26 protein-coding genes are annotated in these 21,055 nt (G+C 66.4%); 18 read left to right on the plus strand and 8 right to left on the minus strand.

Features of this window, described 5'->3' with window-relative positions; translation table 11 throughout:
- Positions 1-42: 42 nt before the first annotated feature.
- The 11 genes from ACLBV5_RS04570 to ACLBV5_RS04620 all read left to right on the plus strand — a co-directional run bounded on the left by ACLBV5_RS04570 (position 43) and on the right by ACLBV5_RS04620 (position 9,703).
- Positions 43-594, plus strand: a complete 552-nt coding sequence (locus ACLBV5_RS04570) for a hypothetical protein (RefSeq protein WP_447604947.1) — start codon at positions 43-45, stop codon at positions 592-594.
- The gene (locus ACLBV5_RS04575; RefSeq protein WP_447604948.1) at positions 594-1,235 is read left to right on the plus strand and encodes a hypothetical protein; all 642 of its coding nucleotides are present in this window, start codon (positions 594-596) and stop codon (positions 1,233-1,235) included. The genes ACLBV5_RS04570 and ACLBV5_RS04575 overlap by 1 nt, the downstream gene beginning before the upstream one ends.
- Positions 1,232-1,705 (plus strand): DUF6950 family protein, encoded by a 474-nt coding sequence (locus ACLBV5_RS04580; protein WP_447604949.1) that lies wholly within the window; start codon positions 1,232-1,234, stop codon positions 1,703-1,705. Before ACLBV5_RS04575 ends, ACLBV5_RS04580 begins: the two co-directional genes overlap by 4 nt.
- Complete coding sequence (locus tag ACLBV5_RS04585; RefSeq protein ID WP_447604950.1) at positions 1,698-5,324, plus strand: hypothetical protein; 3,627 nt, start codon at positions 1,698-1,700, stop codon at positions 5,322-5,324. The genes ACLBV5_RS04580 and ACLBV5_RS04585 overlap by 8 nt, the downstream gene beginning before the upstream one ends.
- Before the next feature lie 189 nt (positions 5,325-5,513).
- A complete protein-coding gene (locus ACLBV5_RS04590; protein WP_447604951.1) occupies positions 5,514-5,849 on the plus strand; it encodes a hypothetical protein in 336 nt (111 codons plus the stop codon).
- A 77-nt stretch (positions 5,850-5,926) separates the two neighbouring features.
- Entirely contained in the window at positions 5,927-6,262 is a 336-nt protein-coding gene (locus tag ACLBV5_RS04595) for a hypothetical protein (RefSeq protein ID WP_252969931.1), read from the plus strand.
- The gene (locus tag ACLBV5_RS04600; protein ID WP_447604952.1) at positions 6,259-6,771 is read left to right on the plus strand and encodes a hypothetical protein; all 513 of its coding nucleotides are present in this window, start codon (positions 6,259-6,261) and stop codon (positions 6,769-6,771) included. The genes ACLBV5_RS04595 and ACLBV5_RS04600 overlap by 4 nt, the downstream gene beginning before the upstream one ends.
- 296 nt (positions 6,772-7,067) lie before the next feature.
- Positions 7,068-7,688 carry a glycoside hydrolase family protein gene (locus tag ACLBV5_RS04605; RefSeq protein WP_447604953.1) on the plus strand — a complete coding sequence of 207 codons (621 nt, stop codon included), beginning with the start codon at positions 7,068-7,070 and terminating at the stop codon, positions 7,686-7,688.
- Entirely contained in the window at positions 7,685-8,059 is a 375-nt protein-coding gene (locus ACLBV5_RS04610) for a hypothetical protein (protein ID WP_447604954.1), read from the plus strand. Before ACLBV5_RS04605 ends, ACLBV5_RS04610 begins: the two co-directional genes overlap by 4 nt.
- 410 nt (positions 8,060-8,469) lie before the next feature.
- Positions 8,470-9,039, plus strand: coding sequence for an SHOCT domain-containing protein (locus tag ACLBV5_RS04615; RefSeq protein ID WP_447604955.1), 570 nt, complete (start codon positions 8,470-8,472; stop codon positions 9,037-9,039).
- A 202-nt stretch (positions 9,040-9,241) separates the two neighbouring features.
- On the plus strand, positions 9,242-9,703 hold the full coding sequence (locus ACLBV5_RS04620) for a hypothetical protein (RefSeq protein ID WP_447604956.1): 462 nt from the start codon (positions 9,242-9,244) through the stop codon (positions 9,701-9,703).
- Positions 9,704-9,768: 65 nt separating this feature from the next.
- On the opposite strand, the gene ACLBV5_RS04625 is transcribed toward ACLBV5_RS04620, so the two are convergent.
- Positions 9,769-9,999, minus strand: coding sequence for a hypothetical protein (locus tag ACLBV5_RS04625; protein WP_447604957.1), 231 nt, complete (start codon positions 9,997-9,999; stop codon positions 9,769-9,771).
- Between the two features lie 188 nt (positions 10,000-10,187).
- Between ACLBV5_RS04625 and ACLBV5_RS04630 the strand changes: the two genes are divergently transcribed.
- Positions 10,188-10,604 (plus strand): translation initiation factor 2, encoded by a 417-nt coding sequence (locus ACLBV5_RS04630; RefSeq protein ID WP_447604958.1) that lies wholly within the window; start codon positions 10,188-10,190, stop codon positions 10,602-10,604.
- Positions 10,605-10,663: 59 nt separating this feature from the next.
- Here the strand turns inward: ACLBV5_RS04630 and ACLBV5_RS04635 are convergent, their stop codons facing one another.
- The 6 genes from ACLBV5_RS04635 to ACLBV5_RS04660 form a co-directional block, all read right to left on the minus strand.
- Positions 10,664-10,852: a hypothetical protein gene (locus ACLBV5_RS04635; RefSeq protein WP_447604959.1), complete on the minus strand. Its 189-nt coding sequence runs from the start codon at positions 10,850-10,852 to the stop codon at positions 10,664-10,666.
- Positions 10,849-11,481: an SOS response-associated peptidase family protein gene (locus ACLBV5_RS04640; RefSeq protein ID WP_447604960.1), complete on the minus strand. Its 633-nt coding sequence runs from the start codon at positions 11,479-11,481 to the stop codon at positions 10,849-10,851. Before ACLBV5_RS04640 ends, ACLBV5_RS04635 begins: the two co-directional genes overlap by 4 nt.
- Before the next feature lie 86 nt (positions 11,482-11,567).
- Positions 11,568-11,843 carry a hypothetical protein gene (locus ACLBV5_RS04645; RefSeq protein ID WP_447604961.1) on the minus strand — a complete coding sequence of 92 codons (276 nt, stop codon included), beginning with the start codon at positions 11,841-11,843 and terminating at the stop codon, positions 11,568-11,570.
- Positions 11,844-11,852: 9 nt separating this feature from the next.
- Positions 11,853-12,380 carry a hypothetical protein gene (locus ACLBV5_RS04650; RefSeq protein ID WP_447604962.1) on the minus strand — a complete coding sequence of 176 codons (528 nt, stop codon included), beginning with the start codon at positions 12,378-12,380 and terminating at the stop codon, positions 11,853-11,855.
- 9 nt (positions 12,381-12,389) lie between these two features.
- Positions 12,390-12,569, minus strand: coding sequence for a hypothetical protein (locus tag ACLBV5_RS04655; protein WP_303682985.1), 180 nt, complete (start codon positions 12,567-12,569; stop codon positions 12,390-12,392).
- Positions 12,566-12,727, minus strand: coding sequence for a hypothetical protein (locus ACLBV5_RS04660; protein WP_447604963.1), 162 nt, complete (start codon positions 12,725-12,727; stop codon positions 12,566-12,568). The genes ACLBV5_RS04655 and ACLBV5_RS04660 overlap by 4 nt, the downstream gene beginning before the upstream one ends.
- Before the next feature lie 351 nt (positions 12,728-13,078).
- On the opposite strand from ACLBV5_RS04660, the gene ACLBV5_RS04665 reads away from it, so the two are divergent.
- Together ACLBV5_RS04665 and ACLBV5_RS04670 are read left to right on the plus strand one after the other, a co-directional pair.
- Entirely contained in the window at positions 13,079-13,498 is a 420-nt protein-coding gene (locus ACLBV5_RS04665; protein WP_447604964.1) for a TadE/TadG family type IV pilus assembly protein, read from the plus strand.
- Between the two features lies 1 nt (position 13,499).
- Entirely contained in the window at positions 13,500-15,182 is a 1,683-nt protein-coding gene (locus ACLBV5_RS04670; protein WP_447604965.1) for a TadG family pilus assembly protein, read from the plus strand.
- 20 nt (positions 15,183-15,202) lie between these two features.
- Here ACLBV5_RS04670 and ACLBV5_RS04675 read toward each other — a convergent pair whose 3' ends face one another.
- A complete protein-coding gene (locus ACLBV5_RS04675) occupies positions 15,203-16,558 on the minus strand; it encodes a M23 family metallopeptidase (RefSeq protein ID WP_025976132.1) in 1,356 nt (451 codons plus the stop codon).
- A 332-nt stretch (positions 16,559-16,890) separates the two neighbouring features.
- Here ACLBV5_RS04675 and ACLBV5_RS04680 point away from each other — a divergent pair, with 332 nt between their 5' ends.
- The 4 genes from ACLBV5_RS04680 to ACLBV5_RS04695 all read left to right on the plus strand — a co-directional run bounded on the left by ACLBV5_RS04680 (position 16,891) and on the right by ACLBV5_RS04695 (position 21,055).
- Positions 16,891-20,082 carry an intermembrane phospholipid transport protein YdbH family protein gene (locus ACLBV5_RS04680; protein WP_447604966.1) on the plus strand — a complete coding sequence of 1,064 codons (3,192 nt, stop codon included), beginning with the start codon at positions 16,891-16,893 and terminating at the stop codon, positions 20,080-20,082.
- Positions 20,083-20,170: 88 nt separating this feature from the next.
- Positions 20,171-20,359, plus strand: coding sequence for a YnbE family lipoprotein (locus ACLBV5_RS04685; protein ID WP_025976134.1), 189 nt, complete (start codon positions 20,171-20,173; stop codon positions 20,357-20,359).
- A gap of 19 nt (positions 20,360-20,378) precedes the next feature.
- Positions 20,379-20,738, plus strand: a complete 360-nt coding sequence (locus ACLBV5_RS04690) for a YdbL family protein (RefSeq protein ID WP_312446043.1) — start codon at positions 20,379-20,381, stop codon at positions 20,736-20,738.
- 8 nt (positions 20,739-20,746) lie between these two features.
- Complete coding sequence (locus ACLBV5_RS04695; protein ID WP_313633757.1) at positions 20,747-21,055, plus strand: hypothetical protein; 309 nt, start codon at positions 20,747-20,749, stop codon at positions 21,053-21,055.

Consider the following 21,055-nt stretch of genomic DNA (forward strand, 5'->3'; position numbering starts at 1 on the left):
TCCATGCCTTTGATACTGCCGACCTCCCCGAGGCCGTCGAAGATGACGCCTCGGCCCGTCTTTGCGCGCAATGAGACCCGGCCGGGCTACGGCGGGCCTGTCGGTCGGAACCTGCGCCCGGGCACGCGCTGGGCTTGGGATTTCGAGTACCCGCCCATGTCGTACGTCGACAGTCTGGCGTTCGACGATCTGCTGACCGAGGACGAGACCATCGTCGCGGACATCCTGCAGCCGGGCCTCGCCATCGGTGATCCCGGCTCGCCCTTGGTCAACGGCGCCATGCAGTCCGGCCGCACCCTGCACCTCAAGGGCGTGGCCCCAGGCTACGTCTTCCGCAAGGGTCAGTGGCTGTCGGTGATCAGCCAGGATCAGCGCTACGCCTACAAGTCGCGCGCTGCGGCCACGGCCGACGGATCGGGCAATCTGGCCGTGCCGCTGCGCACGTTGATCCGCTACCCGTTGGTCAACAACGCCGTCGTCGAGATCGCCCAGCCCAAGGTGGAGGGGTGGGCGACCCTCGAACAGGACGCCCACGCAATCGACGCCGTGGACCGGCTGGTGCGTCTGCGCTTCACCATCGAGGAGCGTGAATAATGGAGCCGGCAGCCGTCGCCGGTCGCTCCGGCAAGGCCCGCTGGCTGGTGCAAATCCTGCGCCTGACCACGGCTGACTTCACCTTGCGCCTGACGACGGGCGGCTTCCTCGTCTGGAACGGCGAACTCTTCACCCAGCGGGACCGAACCTACGGCGTCATCAGCGACCTCCCAACCTTCGAGGACGGCGTCGACGGCCAGACCACGCGCGTGGACATCGGCTTCTATCCGGCCAGCTATGACGCCCTGGTCGCGATGGCCGACCGGAAGCACCAAGATGCCAAGGTCGAGATTTACGACTGCGCGCTGGATCCAGACACCGGCCTGCTGTGGGGCGAACCCGACCTGCTGTTCCAAGGCGAGTACGACTTCGCCCGCTTCATCATCGGCGAGACCGAAGAACTGATCCTCGAATGCGGGACCGAAGAGGCCCGGCTGAACGAGCCGAACGAGGACCGGCGCCTCTCCCATCCCTTCCACCAATCCGTCTGGCCCGGCGAGCTGGGGCTCAGCCACGTCACCGGCCTCGGCCGCAAGATCTACTGGCGGCAGAACGAGCCGCGCGGGTCGATCAGCGGAGGCGGGGGATACGGCGGCGGCGGGGGCGGCGGAAGCTCCAACATTGTGGCGAGCCAAGTATGAGCGACATCGACCACGCGCGCCGCGTGAAGAACCTCCAGCGTCGGATGAAGGCGGCCCAGGCGACCCGGAAGCGGTTTCAGGGCCTGGCCTACGAGCCGGGCAAGCGGGACTGCCCGAAGATGGCTCTGCACGTCCTGCATGGCCTCAGGATCAAGGTGCAGTTCGCCAAGGGCCTGAAGTGGCGAAACGAGGCCGAAGGCCTGCGCGCCCTGAAGGCGTTGGGTTTCGCCAATCTGATCGAGGCCATCGACAGCCTCGGCTTTGCCCGGATCGCTCCCGCTCGCGCTCTGGCGGGCGATCTGGTGGCGCTGGAGACCGACCACGAGGTCGGCTGCATCTCCGTTGCGATGGGCAACAGCAACTACCTGGCCTTCACCGATCACAGCCCGAACGCGGAAGTCCTGACCGGGCTGACGGGTTTCGCGCGCGACGACCTGGGCTACTGCGCATGGAGGACGCTCGATGGGTAAGGCCCTGAAGACGGCCGGCGCCATTATCGGCGGCGCGGTGCTGATGGCTACGGGCGTCGGGGCACTAGCCGGCCTGCAGGTCACGGCGATGGGCATCGCCGGCATCGGCACCATGTCCGTGGCGAACCTGCAGCTGATGTCCGCGGGCCTGATGGCCGCCGGATCGATGCTCGACAAGCCGAAGTCGACGGCCTCGGGCTCTCCCAGCGACTGGACGTCGAACCCCGATCAGGGAATCCCCTTCCTGTTCGGCCGCATGGGCGTGGCCGGGAAGATCGTCCACCGGGACGAGTACGGCCAGGACAACCGCCTGCAGGGCATCGTCTCCGTCTACTCCGGCGCGGGCCCGGTGAAGTCGTTCCAGGGCTTCACGGCTGACGAACTGCCCGTCTCCTTCGTCTCTAACGGCGGCACGGCTGTCGGGAAGTACAATCGCCAGATGTGGCGGTCCTGGCGGATGGGCGCACAGCCCGACACCGCCCTGAGCCTGCCGACCGGCCTCGACGGCGGCGCGGTCATGCCGATGTGGGGGGCGCTCTACAAGCTGTCGGGCAAGGCGTGCGATCTGCTGACGCTCCAGCAGGATTCGAAGTTCAGCGTCTACCCGTCTGGCGAGCCGAAGCCGATGCAGGTGCTGGAAGGCGTCTACGGCTACGACCCTCGTTACGATGACAGCTATCCGGGCGGAGCTGGCCCATGCCGCTACGGCGTGCGCTCGACGTATCGGTACATCGACAACGCCATCATCGCCGCTCTGAACTGGGCGCTCGGCATGGTCGAAAACGGCCAGGTCGTGGGGGGCATCGGCGCGTCGCTGCAGGGCGTGGACCTGCCAGCCTTCGTCGAGGCGGCCAACATCGCCGATGCGAACGCCTGGACAGTCGCGGCCTGGCCCGACACGTCGGAGGACGCTTCGGTCGTTCTGGATGAACTGCTGGAAGCCGGCGGGGCCAAGCGCTCCCGCGTCGCGGGCAAGATCAGCTGCGTCAGCCGCGGTGCTCCGCGTCCGTCCATCGTCACCATCACCCGCCGCGACACGGCAGGGGCCATCGAACTGGACACCGGGGCGAGCCGCTTCAACCGGCTGAACACGATCACGCCGGTGATCATGTCGGAGGCGCACAAGTGGGAGCACGCGCCGATGAACCCGGTGTCGTTCGCGCCGCTGGTGGCCGAGGACGGCGGCAAGCGCAGCGACCAGATCAAGTACCGCTTCGTCTCCAAGGTGAAGCAGGGCGCGGAACTGGCGGCCTACGACATCCTCGACGCGCGCGAGCCATTTGCGGGCACGATCCCCCTGCTGCCGCACCTGCGCCGTCTGAAACCGGGTGACTGCTTCGACATCGACGAACCGGGCTTCATGCTGGACGGCGTGAAGATGCTGGTGCTGGGCCGATCCTACGACCCCAAGGCCGGCGAAGTGCGCATCGCCTTCCGCTCGGAGACGGACAGCAAGCACCCGCTGGCGCTGGGCAAGACCACCACCATGCCGGACTATCCCGGCCTGACGGCGCCCGACCCGACAGAAGTATCGCCACCCCAGCCCGGGGACTGGACGATCATCCCCCGTCCGCCGGCCCCCGGCGGCGGCCAGCTTCCTGTCATCGACCTGAGCGGCATTGTCAGCAACGCCACCGCCGACGCCATGCTGATCAACTGGCGCGAGGTTGCGGCGGGCGAAGACCCTGACGCCCAGCCCCCGTTTATGGACGAGGAGGGCGAGCTTCTGCCCGGTTGGGTGGACGCTGGCGTCTGGCCTCCGACGACGCGCACCCTGTCCATCCAGGGGCCGCAGCCGGGCGCTCACATCTGGATCGCCGTTCGGTACAAACGGGGGAACAACGTCTCTGCGCCGGAGCTGGCGGGGCCGATCACCGTCGGCGACCTCGTCGCGGGCGACGTCATCCCAACCGCCCCGACCATCGTCGGCCTACAAGGTCAGATCAGCGCGGCGTTCGGCGACATCTTCAACGTGTCGGAGCTGGTCGGACGGGCGCGCGCTGATCTGGAGGCGGCGGACGCAACCCTCTACGGCAACATAGTGGTTCTGGATGAGCGCGCTGGCGTCCTGGAAGAGCAGACACAGAGCCTGGAGAACAACAAGGCATCGGTCTCTTCGCTGAACGCACAAATCGCTCGCATCGATGACGTTGAGGCTGTCAACGCGACCCAGGCGCTGGCGTTGGTCGATCTTGAAAACGGCAAGGTCGCACTGAGCGAATACGACACTTTGAAGGGGGAGGTTCAGGCCGCTCGCGATGGCGCTCCCTCTCTGCTCGGCCAGATCCAAAACCTGAAGTCGGTCGATCTCGACCTCCAGGAAAACAAGGCCAGCGTCGCCTCGGTCGACGCCTTGACGGCTCGGACTGCGCACACTGAAGCCGACATCATCGACCTCGAAAACGCTCTGGCCAATGAAGTGGCGGCGCGAGCGGAGGCGATCAGTCAGGTCTCGGCGCGTGCCGGACACCGGGCCAACCTGATCGACAACCCCAGCGGCGCGGATGATTTCAGGGGCTGGATCAAGGAGGGCAGCCCGGCGTCCTATGTAGATGACGACCGTCTGGCAGGCCGGATTTTCGTCGTCTACGGCTATATGGTCTCGCAGGTCTATCCTGCCGCGCCGGGCGATCAACACAGCCTCGGCTTTGTGTCGTCGCCTGTAGGCGATGGGGGCCATGTCCGCCTTCAATATGTGACGCCCGGCGGCTTTGTGGATGCGGCACCCGTTCCTTCGGGCGCGGGCGGGTATGATGTCCGTCGCCGCTCTACAACACCCTCAACGGCCCCGGCGGGCACAACCGGCTTCCGCGTGGTTGTCGTTCCTCCTCCGGGCGGGGTGCTTCCGGTATGGGCCATCAAGGTCAACTTCGGTTCCGTGGCGGCTGACTTCTCGGATGACTACTCGGCCACGGTGCTGGCTGCGACGGTCACCGAGCAGTCCCTCGCCATCGTCGATCTGGAGAACCAGCGGAACATCGCCTCTTGGCGCATCAAGTCGGCGGCGTCAGGAAGCAAGCCTGCGATCATCGAGGCTGTGTCGGCTTTGGGAGGCTCATATGTGGCCTTCGGCGCGGAGCAGATCTACTTCGGCGACAGCACCGTGTTCGACGATGCGACCGATACGATGCAAACCGTCGTCGGTGGCCGGGTTCGGGTAGTTGCGTACGGCGCTCCGTTCGGCGCGGCGAACAATCTGCTGGAGTGGTGGGGCCCCACCGGCGTCGCTCTAGGCGCGATGAACACGGTGAACGGACTTCAGGGCCGAATGACCTCTGCGCCATACGTCTTCGACAACACCATAACTGCGCCTTTCGTGGCCGTATGTAACCCGCCAAGCAGCGGTCGGGTGGTCACAACGCCTGGAACTTACGCCTCGGCTGTGGTCACGGTCGATGTCACCGGCGGGTCGGGCCTCTATGAATATCAGTGGGGCTATTTCGCCGGCAGCACTGGCGCCACCGCGACCAGTCCGACGGGCGCGGCGACCCAGATTAACCAGACGGTGGCCTCGGGCGAAACCAAGAGCGTCGTGTTCCTCTGCATGGTGAGGGACACGGTCACGGGCCGCACGACCACGGCGACCTATCGCTACACCCTGACCCACTCGGCCGCCTGAACCGAAAGCGCCACCATCTTCATCAACCACCCAAAGGAGCCTGAAAATGGAAGTCCTGATCGCACTCGCCTTCGCCGCAGCCGTAGTGGGCCTCATCGCCTACCTGCGCTCTCGCAGAGGTCCCTCCCGCCGCGGACCCGGTGCGGGTGGCCGCCCCGGCGCTGACAAGCATTGATCGGAGCAATCGACATGACCGAACTGACCGACGCCGAAAAACTGGCCGCCGCCGAGGCTGCCATGAAGGCTGCCGCCGAAGCCGCCAAGGCCGCGCGCCTGCCATCCGCCAGCGCCGCTGTGGCGCTGCTGGAGAGCGAAGCCGGCGCGGCCTTTCTGGCTGACCTTAAGGCGACCATAGCCGCCAGCGTAGACGACCTCCCGCGCCCGCTCGGCACGCCCGGCGCGGAAGGCACGAAGCAAATGCTCCAGCGCATCGTCACGTCGATGGAGAGCGGCCTATCCGCCGCTCAGGCGCGCGTCCAGGCTCTACAGCCGACGCCCGAGGCCCCGGTCCAGCCGGAAGCCTGACGAACCAGGTTCGTCCCTGAAGCCACGCCCACGCGTCGGCTGCCTCTCACCTATGGCCGATATTCTTGGAGGGGCGGATGCTCGACCCGAGGGATTTCCCCGCGTTCTGGGGCCTGTGCGGCGGCGTGCTTTTCGGCGCCGTCGGTCTGGTCACCGCCTATTCCGCCAAGGCCGGCAATCCGCTGGCCCAGCGCAAGGCGTGGCTGCATCTGGGGCTCGGCGTCGTAGCCGGTCCCATTCTGGCCGAAGCGTTCACGCCCAGCCTGATCGCCGTCGTTCCCGCGCTCGACATGCGCGGGGTGGCGATGACCTTGGGCTGGATCGCGGCGAACGACCCTCGCGGCTTCTTCGGCTTCACCAAGCGCCTGATCTATGCGGCGCTTCACGCGGTTCTGAAGGAGACACAGCGATGACCGCTCACGACTGGATGGTTCTGGCGACGGGGCTTCTCTTCCTGTCGGCCGGGGCGGTGCTGAGCCAGGTGTTCCGCCTGCTCGGGCCGACCTATCACACCAAGATCACGGCCCATTGGGCAGTGCGGGGCTTCTTCTTCGCCTCGACCCTCATTCTGGTGGCGCGTGGCCTGTCGTTCGTCTTCCCCGGCAGGGCCTTCGCGGCCCAGCATATGAGCGTGCTGGTCCCAGCTTCGGCCGTAGTCGTCCTGGGACTGGCGCTCGTCCTGCTGGAATGGGTGATGCGGGACCGGGCGCCGCCGCCGTGGACGGAGCGGCTGCTGGGCTTTGCTGTCCGCCGGGGCGTCTCTGATCAGGTGGTGGCAGAGATGGCTTTCGCCCTGCCACCTGAACCCCACGGACGATCCGCCAGCGAGCGCGAGCCTTGCCGCTGCCTGCGCCTGTGCATGATGACCGGGGCCGTCGCTGTCATCCTGATCATCGTGGCCGTGCTGCTTACCGCGGCGTGACCGGCCCGCGGGGCTACAGGCTGTTGCCTTCGCCGAATGCTCACGCCGCTCTTTTCCAAATGGGATCAGCGCGAATAGCCGTCAGCTCGATGTCAACTCCGTAATCGCGGAGGATCTGGGCCGCGAGTTCTATACAGCCGAGCACAGGCAAAGTCTCTCCAAAGTGCTGCATCCAAGCGTCAGCAATGATCTGCTCTTTCACCGATAGCATACCTACTCCTACGCGCTGCCGCCCAGCCCATAAGCAGCGCTGAAACGGCGCTTTCTGTTCCTCACAATCTGAACTGGAGACCGACATGGACCGTAAGGCCCTGTTCGACGCCGTGCGCCCCCATGCGCCGGGTGGAAAACTGAAGCCTGACTGGGTGCCGATGATCGACGCCCTTGCTGACGCCATGGGCCTGCCTCGGGCGGCCGACGCTCCTGGCGATCCCGACCCAGAACTGATCGCTGCATTGAAGAAGGACGAAGGGCTGCGGCTCAAAGCCTATCCCGATCCGCTTTCGCCTCGCGCCAAGGCCGGCAAGGGCTCGGGCGCCCCGTGGACGATAGGGTACGGCCGAGCGCGCGGCATCCAGGAAGGCCAGGTCATCACCGAAGCCACCGCCGAGGCTTGGCTGATCGAGGACGCCCGCGAGCACAACCGGGTGATCCACGCCGCCTTGCCATGGCTGAAGCGCCTCGATCCCGTGCGCCGTCGGGTGATCGAGAACATGCACTTCAACATGGGCTGGGACGATCCGAAGACGCCCCAGCGGGAGGGCCTGTCGGGTTTCGTCAACACGCTGGCGCATGTCGAGGCCGGCCGCTACGCCCAAGCCGCCGCCGGGATGCGCGCCAGCCTGTGGGCCAAGCAGGTCAAGGGGCGCGCTGAACGCCTCGCGCGCGAGATGGAAACGGGGCGGGCCGCGCAATGATCCGCCTCCGCGACATCACCGCGACCGGCTGGCTCGCCGTCGCCTGTCTAGTGCTCGCCATGATCCTAGTGACCATGTGCGTCGCCGATGACCGCCAGAAGGCCGCTGACAGGGCTCGGCAGGCCGACGCGAGCAAGACCCTAGCCGACGGCCGCACGGCCGCTGCACGCGACGCCAGCGCCATCCGCGACCGCGCCGACGCCCGAGACCAGTCCACCGCCTCCATCGTCACCCAGGCTGAAAAGGAAATCCGCCATGCGCCTGATCGCAATGCTGCCGCTGATGCTGCTCGCCGCAGGGTGTGCCAGCTCTCCGATTACCGTGACCCACAGTGCGCCGTGTTCCGCACTGATCCCGGCCGGGTGGACTGAGCCTGTCCCGTCCGCCGCCCTTCCGCAGGAGCCCTCCGACGAGCGGTCCTGGATGGCGTTCGGCGTGGCGCAGACCGGCGCCCTGCGGACAGCCAACGGCCGGACGGCGGACGTGATCGGGATCGTGCGGGCGTGTGAGGCGAGGGACGCGGAGGCGGTCGAGCGAATAGGGCGGCCGTGGTGGGCTCGCCTGAGGCCGGGCTAGGTGCCAACCGCCTACTATCCTTGCTGCGTCGAGCCTAAGGCTCCGCTATCGAGGCCCGCTCTCTTCGGAGGGCGGGCGTTTCGTCGTTTCCGGAGCGGAGGCCGCAGCGTGGCCTAGCGGCAAAAGCCTAGCTTCGATCGACATGGGAAACTTGCGCTCCGTGTCAGTCGATGCAAGCTTCGAGGACTAGCTCACGAGAATAAGAATGGCGGCCGAAAAAAAATCAAACTGGGCGCGGAATGTTGTCCTGGTCGTTATAGCGATCACCATCGGCGCCATCATCGGCTCGAAAGTTTATGAGATTTCTAAGACGGTCGATGCCTTGGAGGTCGCGCTTTACGGACCCGCCAAAACGGCTAGCACCGCTCACGGCTTCCAGTTGCGGGATGATTATTCGCCTGTGGAAGACGCAAGGCGCTCTCACTTGCAAAGTTTGGTTTCGTTTGAGCAGGAGCGGCTGACCAACTGGGCTGGGGGATTCATTGCTTATGTGATCGGCGCGCTGCTGTTTCTAACGTTCCTAATTTTCGTGTCTCCGCGATACTATATCGGGTCCCCTCGACTTGAAGACTATGAAGCATTTTTCGACATAGGGCGGAAAGCGGGCGCGAAGGTTACGACGGCCGCATCCTCGGTCAAACGAGCCATTCCCCGTCAGCCGACAGTAGCCGGGCTTTCAGCGGCTGATGAACTCCGCAAGTGGGAAGAGCTGCGGAAAGAGGGTCTCGTTACGGACGAGGAGTTCAAAAGAATGCGCGACAAGCTGGTAGGCTAACGGACGCGTACTTATCCCCGTGCCCCCCCGTGGCGGGGCTTTCTTCGTTACGGACGTCGCATTTCGGACGAGGTGATCAAGATCGGCTTCGACCCGTTGCAGACATGTTGCCAACCTGTCAGTTGCATACTGCGGAGCTTCGCGTTTCAACTGGCGGAACGACGTGTGTCCGCCTCTCTTGGGCGGCGGGATAGGAAAGCAAATGATGCTTCTGAGATTTGCGGTATTGGCGGCGTCATGCGCACTAGTGGGTTGCGGGCTTGCAGGCCAGAAATCTGATGTCGGGGTTCTGGTGCTCGAATGCACTGGCCAATGGAGCGCAACCGGGACAGCTGCTGAGCCTACGGAACGTTCTTACCGCGTGAATTTTGAGACCAAGACTATCGAATACAAAGATGTGCGTTTTGGGACGTGGCACTTCGACAACCGCGGTCAACGGACTTTCCGCGCCGACACGAACACTATCAGTCTCGATGGACAAGATCCGCCGAATACGATGCTCAACTTGTCGTCGACCTACACGCTTCAGTTCGACCGAAGGACAGGCCGTGTGGTGGACGGCCAACGGCAGATCGACATCAGCGGCCACGAGGCACCTATAGAAGAAGCGTTTGAGGGCACCTGTCATCCCGCGAGTGGAATGTCTAACGAGCAGAAATTCTAGGCTCGCTTACATCGGGTGCGTCCGCTTTCCACCCTAGCGGACCTCGCGTATATCCACCTTCTGGCTTATACCCTCGGCTTAAGATCGCGATAGGGCGCGCCCCGCTCTCCTGCGTCGGCGCGGGTCATCACGCGAGTGTCAAACGCGGAGGAGATGGCGATCTTGATCCCTCGATGTCGGACGCCTTCGTCTAATGACTTGGCCGTGTGTTCGATCTGATAGAGCGTTTCGCACCATTCGGCGCTGTTGATTTCGATGAGACCGGGCAAACGGTTGGGGTCGTCGGCAGCGGCCATGGCGTCGAGGTGGCGTTGAGTTCATCGGGGGTCATGGCGCAGCGGTGCAGCTGAGTCGCGAGCATGCGGCCTGGCACGTTCCAAAAATCGTGATTTTGCTGTCTAGACTTGTACGAACGGCGTGATATTCCGCCGTTATGCGCTTAGGCAGGGGGCTTGGGCGGATTAACTTCGGGGCATCCCAAAAAATGAACAAGATCGTCATTCTGGCGGCGCTTGGCGTCGCCACATCGCTCACGTCTGCCTGTGCCTCAGTCACGCGCGGCACCAAAACCGCGTGGGAAGTGACCTCGACACCGCCCGGCGCTCGAGTCGAGACGTCGAATGGCTTCCAATGCCAGGCCACGCCCTGCTCTATCAAAATGCCGCGCAAGTCGGAGTTCATCGCGACCTTGACCTTGGATGGGTATCAGCCCGCGACCGTAACCGTGACCAATAAGGTCTCGACCGGCGGCGGCGTGGCCATGGCTGGAAACGTGCTTGTCGGCGGCATCATTGGTGCGGGCATCGATGCGGGAACCGGCGCAATGCTCGACCTGACGCCTAATCCGGCACATGTCGATATGACCCAAGACCGCGCGCCCGTTACTGGGCGCCCGGAGTAAATTAGGACTCCCTTGGCAACGGCGGTTCTGCACAAGGCCGCCGTTGCTTTCGGACAATATCAGACATCCGAATCGCCAGCAGCGGAACGGCAGCGCTGCTTCAGCAGCCGCGCCGCCTCTTCCTTCCATAGCGCCCGCAAGCGAAGCAGGATCGAGCCGGGCAGGGTGCGGGCTGACCGCGACCGACGGTGCAGGTCGAGGGCTTCGGTCTCGAAGCGGGCAGCCTTCTCGAGATCGGTCTCGCTCATTGGATGACCAATGCGCCGTCTGGCAGCGCCCGCTGAAGCTGTCGCGCGATCTCCCAAGGCGCGTTCATCCAAGCCTCGATCTCTTCCGGCTCGGTCAGGATCACCGGCATGGCCTTGGGGTGAACCGACTTCACCGGCTCGTTGGGCTCGGTCGTCAGGAAGCCGCAGAGGTCGGTTGTGACTTCGCCCTCCTTGAGCTTTCGCACGCTGGTCCACTGCGGCACGAAGATGCCCGCAAAGAAGGCAGGCGCATCAGGGGCGGCGTCCACGAGGTCGAACCAAACGGGCTTGTACTTGCCGTCAGCATCGCGACCCGGCTCGCTAAAGCTGGTGAACGGAACGAGGCACCGGTTCCTGATCCCCTGCCATCGGCCCCAATGGGAGCTGCCAAGGTTACGGACGTTCGTGACGCCCTTGTCAGTCTTCTTTCCCTTCAGGGCGAAGGAGGGTGACGGTAGGCCCCAGCGCGCAGACGTCAGGATGCGGTCCTCGCCGTCCCACCGAACGATCGGGGCGCTGTAGTCGGGGTAGATGTCGCCCGGCGCCAGGTTGCCCACATCCGAACGCATGGCCCTGGCTGCATCCATGATGGCCTGAGGCCCTGAGCCCTGGCGGTAGAGGTTGCACATAAGCGGAACCGATCACGGCTTTCGCGCGCTGTCGAGTCGCAGAGGCGGCTGTAGGGGTGGTGGCCCGCCAGATTGCGCTACCCCATCTAGAACATCTCGACCTTGAGGCCGCGGCCTTCGGGCGGATAGGTCCAGAAGAGCATTCGGCCCTGACAGCGGCGCCGTCGACACCGGGCCGTCCGGCCCCAGAGCACAAAGTCCGGCCCGAGCGCTCGCCGCACGACCGACAGATCTACATCCATCTCCAGACCGCACCGCTGGCAGTGGGCTACGACCGGCCAGCCTTGGCGCTGCAGGTCGCCGACCTTGGCGGCGCGGCCCATCCACTGAGCGCGTGTCCAGGCGTTGTAGCGAGGGTTCATGCCCATGGATCATTTGCCGCGCTTCGCCGCCAGACGAGATCTGGGCCAGTAGTCAGCGCAGTGATGGCCGCCGTAGCTGAACAGGCTGATCACTTCCTTGGGCATCCCCGCCGCCGAAAGGCAGACGTGGTTCACGTCGCGCAGCAGGTAGGCGACATCATCCAAACGCAGCCCGCCCTCAGGCAGCCAGGCCAGCAGCCGGCGGATGCGCACAACCTCGGACGTGTCGCCCGGTCCCTCTCGAAAGCCCTGTGCTGACGGATCGTCGGCGATCGAGAGGGCCAGCCGCTGGGAGCCGCAGGCTTCGCAACGCAGCGTGCATGCCCACTCGCAAGCATCGCGGGTCAGCCAGTCCGGGAAGTCCCTGATCAGCTCCAGGCCCGAGATCTGCCTCCGTGCCCGACAGGCGCAGCAGAGGACGCGCAGCAGGTTTCCCCGGTCGGGCGCCTCGATCAATGGGAAGTGGCGCAGGCCGATGGGGAAGTCGTCGTCAGCGACGGATCCGATGCCGCGCCAGAAGGGGGTGTCCTCTTCCAAAGACATGGCTCAATGCGCCGTCGCCCCCCGCGTCGTGCAGGCTCTGCGCAGCCGGGCCAAAGCCCCAGGGGCCTTCGACTCGATCTCGCGCAGGATGCAACCGGCCCCAGCCCGACCGTCCGCCGTCGTCAGGTCCAACCCGGTCAGGCGCAGCATCAGCGCGGCGAGTTCCTTGTCCCGCTCACTCATTGCGGCCGCCCCACCAGGCGCATGCCGGCGACGAGCCCGGCGACGAGTTCGACTGTCGGAGCAGGGATGTCCGCGCGCTCGCGCTGTTCTAGGTCGCGGTCCAGCTTCTCCAGATCGCGAGCGAAGGCCTCATCGGGGCCAAGGGGTTTCGTTTCCATGTTCGTCCTCCTCAAGCACCGACCCGAGGCGGACTCCTACATGAGAACGAAATAAGAACAAGAGGGGGCGGCGCTGCCCGGATTTAGTTGGGAAAACGGCCGTAACCCATTGAAAACAAACACGGCGAAAGTGGGCCGGTTGGGCGTTAGGCTATTGATTTATCTATGACCCTTGGAGCTTCCCAAGCTGAATGTCGCGAGTTCGATTCTCGCTACCCGCTCCAACACCTCCCAGCGCTTTCTCCAGCATGCAGGGCTTCGACGCAGCGGCAGCGCTCGCGAGTTGTTCAGCGCCTACATTCTCCCTTAAGTTGTGTTGCGCATGATCGCTGCTCAGTCAGGAGCGCGACGATGCAGAAGGCGTGTGGTTCTGGTGTAGCGGGCAGGCGCACAGGCGCGGCGGCGATCGAGTTCGCCATCGTCGGTCCCTTCTTTCTGCTGCTGGTCGTGGGCATGATCGTCTACGGCGGCTGGCTGTGGATGGCCCATTCGGTTCAGGCGGCGGTGTCGGAAGGCGCGCGCGCGGCGGTCGCCGGGCTCGATCCCGCAGAGCGGGAGCAACTGGCCCGTGACGGCGTCGAGGGACATCTGCGCAATCTGGGGTTGAGGGGCGCAGACGCTTCTGTCGAGACCAGCGTTGACGGTCGGTTTTTCCGCGTCGTGGTGGCCTATGACGCCGCTCATCACCCTCTGATGGCCCTGGCGCCCCTGACCGTGTCGCCGCCCAAGGTCATCCGTCGCGCCGCCGTCATTCAGATCAATGAGGCCTGATGTGAACGGGTCGAACGGTCTGCGGCGGGCGATCAGGCGTCTGGGACGCAACCGGCGCGGCGGGGTGACGATCATGTCGGCGGCCTTCGGCGCGCTGATCTGCGTCAGCGCCGCCCTGGCGGTCGATGTGGGAATGGTGGTCCTGAAGGGGCGTGAGCTGCAAGGCGCAGTCGATCTGTCGGCCTTGGCGGCCGCGGGCTCGCTTCAGCGCGCCGAAGCGGCGGCGGAGGCGACGGCGCGCGCCAATCTGGCGGATATCGCGACCTTAAGCGTGCAGACGGGCGTCTATACGCCGGACCCCAGGCTGAAGCCGTCGCAGAGGTTCGTCGCGGCCGAAGGGCAGGTCAACGCCGCGCAGGTGACGGCGACGGCGCCCGCCCCCTTGTTCTTTGGCCGCGTCGTTCTGGGGCGCGATGCGGTGTCGGTCACCAAACAGGCGACAGCCGCGCGGCCAGGCGGCGCGCCGACAGCCCTGTTCTCGATCGGGTCGCGGCTGGGGTCGGTCGACGGGGGGCTGGCCAACAGTCTGTTGTCGGGCCTTCTGGGAGGCCGGGTGTCGCTGACCCTGATGGACTACAGAAGCCTGCTCGACGCCCAGGTCAGCCTGCTGCAGTTTTCGGACGCGCTGGCGGCGGATCTGGGGGTGACGGCGGGGGACTATGACGCCTTGCTGAAGCATGAGGTCGAGACCGGGCGTGTCCTACGCGTGCTGGAGCGGATCGCAGGCGCGGGGCCCAGCAGCGCGCTGAGCAAGCTGACGGGCGCGCCCGCGGACGCCCGTTTGAAACTCGGCGATCTGATCGGCGTGGAGGCCGACGCCCGTCAGGGACTGCGTGAGCGGTTGAACGCCCAGGTGTCTGTCTTTGACCTGCTGATGGCGAGCCTGCAGACGGCGAACAAGGAACGCCAGTTGGCGCTGGATGTGGGCGCGCGGCTCGGCATAGCCGACCTGGATGTCATGCTGGCCATCGGCGAGCGACCGAACCGGTCGCCCTGGCTGACGGTGACTAGTAGAGGCGAGCCGATCATCCGCACGGTGCAGACGCGGCTTTATCTTGAGGCGACGACCGCCAAGGCCCTGTCGGATCTCACCGCGATCAAACTTCCTGTCTTGATCGAAGCGGCGAGCGCGCAGGCGCGGCTGAAGCAGATCGACTGCGGCCCGGGACCCGGTGCAACGCTGGAGGTCAAGCCGGGCGTGGCGCGGGCGGCGATCGGCGCCGTCGACAAGACCAAACTGCGGGACTTCAAGTCTAAACTGACCGTCACGCCTGCGCCTCTGGTGTCGGTCCTGGGGCTTCTCGGCATCAAGGCGGCCAATGTGACCGGCCGGGCGGACATAGAGGCGGCCGACCCTGATTGGCGCCAGGTGCGTTTCACCGCTGCCGATATCGCCGCGGGCGAACCCAAGACAGTGGGCTCCAAACAGTTCGGCCAGGGGGTGATCGCGAGCCTGCTGACGAAACTGGACCTGAAGGTCGAGTTGCTGGGAGGACTGATCAGTCTGCCGGTCAGCGAGCTGTTGGGGAGCGTCCGCGGGCTGCTGACGCCGCTAGGCCCGGTTCTGGACGGGGTGGTTCAGCCCCTGCTGGAGCTTCTGGGCGTGCGTCTGGGCGAGGCGGACCTGCGGGTCCACGGCGTGCGGTGTCCGAATCAGCAAGGCGCGCCGCAACTGGTCGGCTGAGGCGCGACTGTCGCCCGGTATCAGCCTTCGGCGGGACGCAGGCCGTTGGCGGCCTGTTGCACGGCGGCGGGGCGGCGCTGGCCGCCGGCGGCGATGATGCGGTCGATGCGGGCCTTCTCGGCGCGGAAGGCGTTCAGGTCGGCGCCCGCCAGGACGGTGCCTTCCTGGGTCTTGATGCCAGAGGGATTGATCCGCTGGCCGTTGCGCCAGATTTCGTAGTGCAGGTGCGGTCCGGTCGAGGCGCCGGTCGAGCCGACATAGGCGACGACCTGGCCCTGGGTCACGCGCTGGCCCGCGCGCATGCCCGAGGCGTAGCGCGACAGGTGGCCGTAACCGCTTTCCAGGCCGTTGGCGTGGCGGATGCGCAGCCAGTTGCCGTAGCCGCCCCAGCGCCGAGCCTCGACCACCACGCCGTCGGCGGGGGCCACGACCGGGGTGCCGGTCGATGCGGCGAAGTCCATCCCCTGGTGCATCTTGCGATAGCCCGAGATCGGGTGGGTGCGGACGCCGAAGTTGGAACTGACGCGGCGGAAGTTCTGCAGCGGCGTGCGCATCATGGCGGTGCGCGTGTTCTTGCCGGTAGCGTCGAAATACTGGGCCGTCTTCGAGCCGGCGGGCTGGAAGCGATAGAAGGCGTGGCCCTTCAGCTCGGCGTAAAGAAGCTCGCCGGTTTCGACGGTGCGGCCCGATTCGGTGACCTTGCGGTCGAAGACGAGGGTGAATTCGTCGGCGGCGCGCACGTCGCGCTGCATGTCGAACTTGTGGGCGAACAGCTGGCTGGCGCGGCGCACCACGGCCGAGGTGGCGCCCAGTTCGCGGGCGCTGGCGGACAGCGAGCGCTGAACCTTGTCGTTGGCGACGACGGTTTCCTCGGTCACCTTCTCGTCCAGCGAGCGCAGGCGCAGCGCGCCGTCGAAGCTGCGCGACACGGTCAGCTGGCTGGCCGGGCCGGTGCGCATGGTCAGGCCGATCAGGCGGGCGTCGCCCATGCCGCCGCGCGGCTTGGACACGGCGGTTTCAAACTTCAGGCCGGCGCGCAGGTCCTTGAGGTCAAAGGCGCTGGCGACGGTGTCGGCCACGGCGCGGGCTTCTTCGGCGCCGACGCCGGTGCGGCGCACGGCCTGTTCGAACGTCTCGCCGCGACGAATCTGCACGGGAATGGCTTCGGGGGTGGTCATGCCGGCCGGAGCGGCGGCGGCGGCGTAGGCCTGGGCCTCAAGAAATTCGATCTGTTCCGCCGTCAGAGGTGGAACCTCCTCGGCCTTCACCTGTTCAAACCCTCGACCCGCCAGCAGGGCGATGCCGACGGCGGCGCAGGTGGTCAGCAGGTGCGGCGCAAGCCGAACGGGCTGGCGGCGTGGATCGAACTGAGCCATGGGTCCCCGGCGAATCAACGACGCGTGCTGCGCCAGACCAGTCGAAATTAGGTCACGCCGGACGTCCCCGACCGACAGTGAAGCGAGCCGTATAGCCCGGCTGATCCATGATGGGAAGCGGTCAGGTTACATTCGGTTAACTTGGCGGGGGATTGATGAAGTATTTCGACGTTCGCTGCGGTCCTGTCGTGAATCTTCGCCATTTTTAGGGTCTGATCGTCGTGTAGTGGCGACGATGACACGGTAGAGTTGTCGCAAGGCAACGACTGTCATCGTGGCGCATTTTGTGGCGTTGTCGCCTTCAACCGTTAGATGATGATCGTTCCGCGACCTTGACCGAAGACGCCGATCCTTCCTCGCCGCGCGAGCGACCTCGCAAGCCTTCCGCTGTGCGGACCCTGATGAAGGGCGTCGGGGTCGCCTTGATGGTGCTGCTCGTGCTGGCGGCGGCGCTTTATCTGAACCGTCGGGCGGCGGCGCGCGAACTGCTGGTCGGCTGGCTGGAGCGCAAGGGCGTCGACGCCGACGTCGAGGTCGAGCGGCTGGAGGTCAACGGCTTCGTCGGCAAGATCTCCATCGGCGATCCCAAGAATCCGGACTTCAAGGTCGAGCGGGTCGAGGTCGATTACGCCCTGGGCTTGCCCTGGTCGAAGGCCGGGCTGGGCGTGACGCCCAGTCGGGTGCGGCTGGTGCGGCCGATCGTCCGCGCGGCGTGGAAGGACGGCAAGCTGTCGCTGGGCAGTCTGGACCCTCTGGTCGAAGAGTTCACCGGCAGGCCCCCCAGGCCGGATTCGCGCGCGCCTCTGGTCATCGTCGAGCGCGGACAGGCGCGGATCGAGACGGAATACGGCCCGGTCAATCTGCTGGCCGACGCGCGCATCGACAACGGAAAGCTGATGCGGTTGTCGGGCCGGATGCCTGCGGCCTCGCTCAAGAGCGGCGGGATCGAGGCGCGCGGTCTGGGCGGCGTGATCGAGGCGACGACGACGGGCGACCGGCTTGCGGTCGCGCTTGATCTTCAGGCCGAACGGTTTGCGGCCAAGGATCAGGCGAGCGGCGAGGGCGCGGTCCTGCATCTGAAGGGCGACCTGCCTTATCCGGACATGAAGACGCGGCGTGGCGACGGGCGCGTCGCCCTGACCGGCCGGTTCACTGCGGATGCAGTCGGCGCGGCCGGCGTGAACACCCGCGCCGTCAACGCCGACGTGGCTTTCGATGGTCAGGTCGCGGGCTGGATCAATCGCTATGATCTCAAGGGCAAGGGCCGCCTGGCGACCACCGCAGGCTCGGTTACGGCCGAGGGGCTTCAGGCGCGCGCGCTGGATCTTGGTCTGACGGACGCCGAAGTGGCGGTCGCCGGGGGCGTGGAGGCCGACAAGGCGCGCTGGTCGGTGACGACGCGCGCGCGCCTCAACGTCGGGGCGGGCCGCGCAGGCGAGACGCGGCTGGAGGGCCTGAGCCTGAGCTCGGCCAGCGTGCGCGCGGGCGGCCATGGCGACGCGCTGGAGGTGCAGGCGCCGGTGGCGCTGCAGGCGCGATCCGTGCGGGCCAAGGACTTCAGCCTGCGCGGCGCCAGCGGCGCGCTGAATCTGGACATCGTGCGCGACGCGGTGACCCGGATCGATGTTCAGGGCGCCCTGAAGGCCGATCATGCCGCCGTGACCTCGCTGGGCGCGGCGACGGCGGACGACCTGCCGGAAATGGCCGCCTTGAAGCGCGGGCTGGGCGACTTCGCCCTGAACGCTCCGCATATCCGCCTGTCCAGCGACAACGCCGGACTGGAGCTGACGCTGTCGCAGCCGATCACGGCGCGCCCGGCCAACGGCGGCGAGCTGCGGGTGGAGGCGCATCATAAGCCGCTGTTCGCCTCGGGCGAGGGCGCAAGCGGGGGCGGGGCGCTGAGCCTGACCTCCACGCGCGGCGGCGGCCTGCCGGACGCTCGCTTTGAAGGGATCGAGTGGCGCCTGACGCGCGGCGGCTTTGCGGCGCGCCTCAAGGGGCGGGCGGGGCTGGACTTCGGCCCGGCGCGCGACATCGCCTTCAGCACCCAAGGCGAACTGGCCTCGTCGGGCGGGCGGCTGACCTATACGGCGGACGACTGCATCCCGCTGACGATCGGCAAGCTGGACCTGGGCGAGAACTCGGTCGAGGCGATCTCGGGCCGGGTCTGTCCTGGCGACGAGCCGCTGATCACGGCCCAGGGCGGGGCCTGGCGGGCGCGCGGCCGCCTCGCGGACGTGCAGACCACGGCGCCGTTTCTGGAGATGCGTTTTTCGCAGGCGGAAGGCCGCCTGGCCGTCGACGGCGCCGCCAAGGGGCTGTCGATGCGGGCCGCGATCTCTAAGGCCCAGGTTTCCGACGTCGCCGACCCGGCTCGCTTCCTGCCGCTTCAGGCCAAGGGCGAGGCTCAGTTGGCCGATGAGGTCTGGACCGCCGGTTTCGATCTCACCCGACTGGGCCATGAGGTCGGTCGCATCGACCTGCGCCACGACGGGCGCCTTCAGGCGGGCGGGGCGGCGATTGCCGCGCCCAACCTGACCTTCACCGAGCACGGCCTACAGCCGGCCGATCTCAGCCCGTTGGTGGCGGACTATGTAAAGTCGCCGGTCGAGGGCTCGGCCGGGTTCGAGGGGCGGTTCGACTGGACTGCCGAGGGGGCGACCAGTTCCGGCGTCCTGACCGTGCCGGATCTGGATTTCACCAGCCCGGCGGGCAAGGTTCAGGGCCTGAAGGGGGGGGTGGAGTTCACCAGTCTGACGCCCCTGATCACCGCGCCCGATCAGACGCTGACCGCCGATCGGGTGCAGACGGTGACGCCGCTGACCGATTTCCAGCTGACGTTCGGCTTGGACGAAAAGGCCCTGACCATCGGCGGCGGGCGGATCCAGGCGGCGGGCGGGCGCATCAGCGTCGAGCCCCTGTCCCTGCCGCTGACGCCGGGCGAAGGGTGGGGCGGGGTGATCGTCGTCGAGGGCGTGCAGCTGAACGAGCTGCTGAAGAGCGCCAATCTTCAGGACAAGGCGGAGCTGGACGCCGTGGTGTCCGGCCGTCTGCCCTTCACCTATGACCCCAAGGCGGGCTGGCGCATCGTGGGCGGCGTGCTGAACGGGGTGCGGCCCGGCCGTCTGTCGATCCAGCCGGAGGTGTTCGACGATCTGGGCGCCGGCGGGGCCAACTCGGCCGACCTGCCGCCCAACACCATGCAGGACCTCGCCTATCAGGCCATGCAGGACCTGGCGATCAGCGACCTGACGGCCGAAGTGAACAGTCTGGACGAAGGCCGTCTGGGCGTGCGCTTCCGCATCAACGGCCGCCATGATCCGCCTCAGCGCGAGCAACTGCGGCTGACCTTCATGGAGCTGATCCGCCGCGACTTCATGAACAAGAAGCTGAATCTGCCGTCCGATACGCCCATCGACCTGACGCTCGACACGACGTGGAACGCCAACCAGATCGTCTCGGATCTGCTGGAATATGCTCGGCGCGGCGAAGCGCCCGTGCTGACGACGGATGAGCAGCCTTGATCGGCGGCTTCGCTTTGTTCAGAACCCGTTCACTCGCCGCAGCGTTAGATGGCGGTGACTTCCAACGCCGCCTTCGGAGATCGGCCCCATGATCAGCAAGCGTCAGATCGTCGCCATGCTTGGCCTTAGCGCCGTCAGCCTGGCCGCATGCGCGCCTACGGTGAACATCAAGTTCAGCGAGCCGCTGCAAATCTACGCCAAGCTGGACGCCGATATCCGCATCAAGCTGGATCAGGAACTGCAGAACCTGCTCCGCGAAAACCCCAACCTGTTCTGATACGAAAGGGGGCTTTGACATGACGAACCGCAAACTCTTCGTGGCCGTGGCCGCTGTGGCCGCCCTGGGCGTCGCCGCCGGCGCCGCCGTGGCCCAGACCGCTTCGCAGAAGGCTCTGGTCGACCGGGCCAAGGCCGCCGGCGCGGCGGGCGAACAGGCCGACGGCTATGTCGGCGTGCGCACCTCGGTCGACGGCGACACCCAGGCCGCCATCAGCGCGACCAACGCCGGCCGCCGCCAGGCCTACGCCCGCAGCGCCGCCGACGCCGGCACCACCGCCGAAGTGGCTGGGGCCCGGATGTTCGAAACCCAGCTGCTGCCGCGCATCAGCACGGGCCAGTGGTACAAGAACGCCCAGGGCCAGTGGGTCCAGCGCTGAGCTGAACCATGACCAAGACCTCCAGAGGCGGGCGGCTGGTCCGGCTTCTGCGGTCGCTGGTTCTCGCCGTGGCCATATCGGCCGTCAGCACGCTTGGGCTGGCGGCCTATTGGCGTCTGATCGGCGGCGGCGAGATGAGCCTGCACGGCTGGATCGCCATGGGACTGGGCGTGCTGGGCACGGTCGGCCTGGCCTGGGGGTTGATGGCCCTGGCGTTCCGGTCGGATCGCGACGGTTGGGACGACCGGGTCGACAACCACCTGGACCCCGGCATCGAAGGCTCCGAGGACCGCAAGAACGACGACCTCTATTACTGA

The sequence above is a fragment of the Brevundimonas sp. M1A4_2e genome (genome assembly GCF_053345555.1).

Bases quoted from the DNA above. Each gene is read 5' to 3' on its own strand.
- ACLBV5_RS04570 (WP_447604947.1), top strand. From the start codon at position 43: ATGACGCCTCGGCCCGTCTTTGCGCGCAATGAGACCCGGCCGGGCTAC.
- ACLBV5_RS04575 (WP_447604948.1), top strand. From the start codon at position 594: ATGGAGCCGGCAGCCGTCGCCGGTCGCTCCGGCAAGGCCCGCTGGCTG.
- ACLBV5_RS04580 (WP_447604949.1), top strand. From the start codon at position 1,232: ATGAGCGACATCGACCACGCGCGCCGCGTGAAGAACCTCCAGCGTCGG.
- ACLBV5_RS04585 (WP_447604950.1), top strand. From the start codon at position 1,698: ATGGGTAAGGCCCTGAAGACGGCCGGCGCCATTATCGGCGGCGCGGTG.
- ACLBV5_RS04590 (WP_447604951.1), top strand. From the start codon at position 5,514: ATGACCGAACTGACCGACGCCGAAAAACTGGCCGCCGCCGAGGCTGCC.
- ACLBV5_RS04595 (WP_252969931.1), top strand. From the start codon at position 5,927: ATGCTCGACCCGAGGGATTTCCCCGCGTTCTGGGGCCTGTGCGGCGGC.
- ACLBV5_RS04600 (WP_447604952.1), top strand. From the start codon at position 6,259: ATGACCGCTCACGACTGGATGGTTCTGGCGACGGGGCTTCTCTTCCTG.
- ACLBV5_RS04605 (WP_447604953.1), top strand. From the start codon at position 7,068: ATGGACCGTAAGGCCCTGTTCGACGCCGTGCGCCCCCATGCGCCGGGT.
- ACLBV5_RS04610 (WP_447604954.1), top strand. From the start codon at position 7,685: ATGATCCGCCTCCGCGACATCACCGCGACCGGCTGGCTCGCCGTCGCC.
- ACLBV5_RS04615 (WP_447604955.1), top strand. From the start codon at position 8,470: ATGGCGGCCGAAAAAAAATCAAACTGGGCGCGGAATGTTGTCCTGGTC.
- ACLBV5_RS04620 (WP_447604956.1), top strand. From the start codon at position 9,242: ATGATGCTTCTGAGATTTGCGGTATTGGCGGCGTCATGCGCACTAGTG.
- ACLBV5_RS04625 (WP_447604957.1), bottom strand. From the start codon at position 9,999: ATGGCCGCTGCCGACGACCCCAACCGTTTGCCCGGTCTCATCGAAATC.
- ACLBV5_RS04630 (WP_447604958.1), top strand. From the start codon at position 10,188: ATGAACAAGATCGTCATTCTGGCGGCGCTTGGCGTCGCCACATCGCTC.
- ACLBV5_RS04635 (WP_447604959.1), bottom strand. From the start codon at position 10,852: ATGAGCGAGACCGATCTCGAGAAGGCTGCCCGCTTCGAGACCGAAGCC.
- ACLBV5_RS04640 (WP_447604960.1), bottom strand. From the start codon at position 11,481: ATGTGCAACCTCTACCGCCAGGGCTCAGGGCCTCAGGCCATCATGGAT.
- ACLBV5_RS04645 (WP_447604961.1), bottom strand. From the start codon at position 11,843: ATGAACCCTCGCTACAACGCCTGGACACGCGCTCAGTGGATGGGCCGC.
- ACLBV5_RS04655 (WP_303682985.1), bottom strand. From the start codon at position 12,569: ATGAGTGAGCGGGACAAGGAACTCGCCGCGCTGATGCTGCGCCTGACC.
- ACLBV5_RS04660 (WP_447604963.1), bottom strand. From the start codon at position 12,727: ATGGAAACGAAACCCCTTGGCCCCGATGAGGCCTTCGCTCGCGATCTG.
- ACLBV5_RS04665 (WP_447604964.1), top strand. From the start codon at position 13,079: ATGCAGAAGGCGTGTGGTTCTGGTGTAGCGGGCAGGCGCACAGGCGCG.
- ACLBV5_RS04675 (WP_025976132.1), bottom strand. From the start codon at position 16,558: ATGGCTCAGTTCGATCCACGCCGCCAGCCCGTTCGGCTTGCGCCGCAC.
- ACLBV5_RS04685 (WP_025976134.1), top strand. From the start codon at position 20,171: ATGATCAGCAAGCGTCAGATCGTCGCCATGCTTGGCCTTAGCGCCGTC.
- ACLBV5_RS04690 (WP_312446043.1), top strand. From the start codon at position 20,379: ATGACGAACCGCAAACTCTTCGTGGCCGTGGCCGCTGTGGCCGCCCTG.
- ACLBV5_RS04695 (WP_313633757.1), top strand. From the start codon at position 20,747: ATGACCAAGACCTCCAGAGGCGGGCGGCTGGTCCGGCTTCTGCGGTCG.